Source organism: Pseudoselenomonas ruminantium (assembly GCF_900113715.1).
GTDB classification, from domain to species: Bacteria; Bacillota; Negativicutes; order Selenomonadales; family Selenomonadaceae; genus Selenomonas_A; species Selenomonas_A caprae.
Genome location: NZ_FOQK01000049.1, coordinates 1 through 3,539, shown reverse-complemented (window position 1 = coordinate 3,539; position 3,539 = coordinate 1). Strand labels below are relative to the sequence as shown.

At 52.5% G+C, this 3,539-nt stretch carries 3 protein-coding genes; 1 reads left to right on the top strand and 2 read right to left on the bottom strand.

Annotated elements, in window-relative coordinates; all coding sequences use genetic code 11:
- Positions 1–163: 163 nt before the first annotated feature.
- Positions 164–1,906, bottom strand: coding sequence for a methyl-accepting chemotaxis protein (locus tag BM181_RS14840; RefSeq protein WP_075445875.1), 1,743 nt, complete (start codon positions 1,904–1,906; stop codon positions 164–166).
- A gap of 240 nt (positions 1,907–2,146) precedes the next feature.
- On the opposite strand from BM181_RS14840, the gene BM181_RS14835 reads away from it, so the two are divergent.
- Positions 2,147–2,845, top strand: coding sequence for a sigma-70 family RNA polymerase sigma factor (locus BM181_RS14835; RefSeq protein ID WP_075445874.1), 699 nt, complete (start codon positions 2,147–2,149; stop codon positions 2,843–2,845).
- Between the two features lie 87 nt (positions 2,846–2,932).
- Here BM181_RS14835 and BM181_RS14830 read toward each other — a convergent pair whose 3' ends face one another.
- Positions 2,933–3,382 carry a hypothetical protein gene (locus BM181_RS14830; RefSeq protein ID WP_075445873.1) on the bottom strand — a complete coding sequence of 150 codons (450 nt, stop codon included), beginning with the start codon at positions 3,380–3,382 and terminating at the stop codon, positions 2,933–2,935.
- Positions 3,383–3,539 lie beyond the last annotated feature (157 nt).

Sequence of the window (3,539 nt, the reverse complement as noted above, 5' to 3'; positions counted from 1 at the left end):
GGAGCGGAGAAAAAGAGCACCCACCCTCACCCAAGCTGAGCTGCTCCAAGCCTATTTTCAGCTCGCACGAACAGACAAACTGCAATTGAAAAAGTCCGCTGACTCTTTCATGAGTCAACGGACCTCTCTATCACTTCATCAGCCTGCAATCTACCGCTCTCATTTAAATGCGGAATCTCTTGCTCTCTTCCTGCAGCGCCTGCGATACGGTCGCCAGATTATGTGCCGACGACGCAATCTCCTCTACCGATGCCGACTGCTCCTCGGTGGCCGCCGATACCGTCTGTGTCTCGCTCGATACCGAATTGCTGGCTGCGCTGAGGCGGTCAGCCGTAGCCACAATGCCTTCCATCCCAGCCGCTACCATATGGATGCGCTCGCTCATCGAACGGATTTCTCCATCCATCTGCTTCATCAGGGCGACAATCTCCCCAAAGGTCTTGCCAGCCTGATCCATGATGGTCGCGCCGGATTTTGTCTCCTGGGTGCCGTTCTGCATCGAGGCAACGGCCTCTTCCGTATCTGCCTGGATACCATGGATGAGATCCGCAATTTCCGTTACAGCTTCGCTGGAGCTTTCGGCCAGCTTGCGCACTTCCTCAGCCACGACCGAGAACCCACGGCCTGCCTCGCCAGCCCGTGCAGCCTCGATGGCGGCATTGAGTGCCAACAGGTTTGTCTGCTCGGCAATCGCCGAGATCGTCTCGACAATCTGTCCAATCTGCTGCGAGCGTTCGCCCAGCGAAGCGACGACCTGTGCCGATTCATTGACCGAAACGCCGATATGGCGCATCTGCTCCACGGCTTTGTTGATGGCCGCCATGCCTTCATCAGCCTTGCGCTGTGCATGGTCAGCATGTGCCAGCACCGCATCGGTGCCATCGTTGACCTGATTGATTTCCTGCCGGATCTCACCGACCGTGGCCTTCGTCGCTTCCGCCATCTGGTTCTGCTCTGCCGCCGACTCAGCGACGCGGGTGATCGACTCAGCAATCTGCGTCGCTGCCTGCGCCGACTGCTCTGAGCCTGTGCGCAGGAGTTCTGCGGCATTCGCCGATTCATCCGCACTCTGCTGGATCTTGCGGACCATCTTGGCCAGCTTATCAATCACTGAATTATAATGGCCAGCCAGCTTGCCCAGCTCATCCCCTGTGAGGATGGGAGCCCGCTCGCGCAGGTTGCCATCGCCCATCTTGCTTGAGATATCCTCCAGCACCTTGACCCCGCGGCTGATGCTGCGGCTCAGATAAAGCGAGGACAGGATGATCATGGCAAAGGCCACAACCAGCAGCACGATGCTGACCGTCGCCCCGCGCTGATAGAGTGCTGCCGCCTCGGCATTGGCCTCGTTGGCACTGTCGATGTTGAGCTTGGTGAACTCTTCGAGCGCACCGGCGATGACATCATACTGTTTGAAGCCATCGACCGTGATGCCCTGCATCATTGCCTCTTTGTTCTGGCCCTCAAAATCGGCGCGGATTTTCTTGTTGATGGCGAAATTCTTGTCAAGCTCCTGCTTGAGCTTGTCAAACTTCTCCTTGTTGGCCTTGGCCTTCTCCGGATTCACGGCCATCTCCCGCTCCAGGGCTGCCTCATAGATGGCAATCCCCTTCTGGATGTTGTCCTGATGCATCAATGTATCCTTGCGGGCCTTTTCGATGACTGCCGGATCGGTTACATGCGTATACTTATACGCATCAAAACGCATATTGGCCGAATCTTCATACATGCGATGCGACGCATCTGTCATGATGAGCCAGTTTTCCGTTATCTCTGTCGATTTCTTGTCCAGCGCATGCAGGTTGTAGATTCCCACACCGCCCATGATACACGCCACCAGCATGACCACCGCAAAGGTCAGTTGGATTTTCGTCCGGATTGCACAATCATCCAATCGTGAAAACATTTTTTGTCCTCCAGTCAATCAATTTCAATTATCTTCAATCAGGATTCTTCATTCATTATAGCACAATTTAATAAACTAACAAACTACTATAAGTCAGGCTCTCTAGGTTAAAAATCGATTGGTAAATTAAAATAATGGACACAAAAACCATAAAATATACAGTCTTTAGTCCTATTGACTTTTAAGTTTCTGTAATGTTACACTAATATTTATCAACAAGGAGGAAATGGGATATCATTTATGGACACGAATAAAGCAATAGATCTGATTCTGGAATACCAGAAGACCGGCGATCCGCAGCTAGGCTCCAAACTAGTAGCGGAGTATGACTATCTGGTCACCAACATCTGCCGTCCGCTGTATATGAATTGGGCCGAGCACGATGACCTGTTGCAGGAAGGACGGATTGGTCTCTACAAGGCACTCAAGGATTATCAGGCAGACCGGGGCGTATCGTTCGTCTCCTTTGCCAGCCGCTGCATCCGCTGTGAATGCATTTCGGCCATTAACAAGGCGAACCGCTATAAGCACGCCATCTTGAACCAGGCATTATCCTTGAATGCTTCGGTCTTTGAGGACAACGAAAAGACCAGCTGGATCGACACTCTGATCGACCCCAACACGCAGCCGCTCTCACATGACCTCATACTCCAAGAGGAATATGAAAGCTGCCGCAAGGTGCTCAGCCAGATTTTGTCGCCCTATGCCTATGCAGTCTTCATCGCCCGCCTGCGCGGCGGCAGCTATGACCGCATCAGCCAGCAGCTCGGGCACGACAGCAAATCCATCGACAATGCACTGCAGCGTTGCCGCCAGCGGATTTCGACTTATCTTGCAGGCAATGACGATGAAATGGATTCCGATGCATTGCGCCATTTCTGCCAGGTCGTTGCCGACAACATGATGCCAAGCACGGAATTATCCCAGATGGTTTCCTGACTATAAATGAATTTTGCTATAGAAAAGCTGAGAACAGTCTTCCTGCCTGCTCTCAGCTCTTTTTTTGCCTTGCGGACGGAGCAACGCTCATTCTGTAAGCTCTGCCGCCGCTTTCAAGCTCTTTTCCATATTGGCCATAACTTCCGGCGTCACATTGCCCTGACCAGCCCGCTTGAGGATCTGGGCATGATGCATGATGTCTTCTATGTTGCCGATGTATTCCATCTCAGCCGCATACAATGTGGCAAAGATAGGTTCCTTGCCGCCCCCCAGCACCGTGGCCGCCAGTTTCTTCAGCTCCTTGAGTGTCTTTTTCTGTGTCAGGATAAAGCCAACATTCTCACGGTCAACACGGGCCAGTGCCCCATCGATCTTGTCGTGCAAAGCCTGGATCTCGCGCATATTCCCCTGCAGCATGCTGAGCTGGTCTTTCTTGCGGCGCAGAGCCGCCAGCTCTGCCGGCGTATGCGCATGATGCTCATGATGCATTTCGCCATGCGCATGATGATGCCCGCAGGCACAAAGTTCTTCCGTCATCGAATCGCTCCTTGGACTATTCTTTATCTACTTTCTTTGCTATCCATTATACAGGACAAAACACAAAATGTCGCGTCCCCCCACTAAAGAACCAGCAAAATCGGCCTGCGCTTTATTGGCAAATTGCAGTTTGTAAATTACCGTGTTTTTATTCGAG

Excerpts from the sequence above, each read along its gene's own strand:
- BM181_RS14830 (WP_075445873.1), bottom strand. The coding sequence starts at position 3,382 with ATGACGGAAGAACTTTGTGCCTGCGGGCATCATCATGCGCATGGCGAA.
- BM181_RS14840 (WP_075445875.1), bottom strand. The coding sequence starts at position 1,906 with ATGTTTTCACGATTGGATGATTGTGCAATCCGGACGAAAATCCAACTG.
- BM181_RS14835 (WP_075445874.1), top strand. The coding sequence starts at position 2,147 with ATGGACACGAATAAAGCAATAGATCTGATTCTGGAATACCAGAAGACC.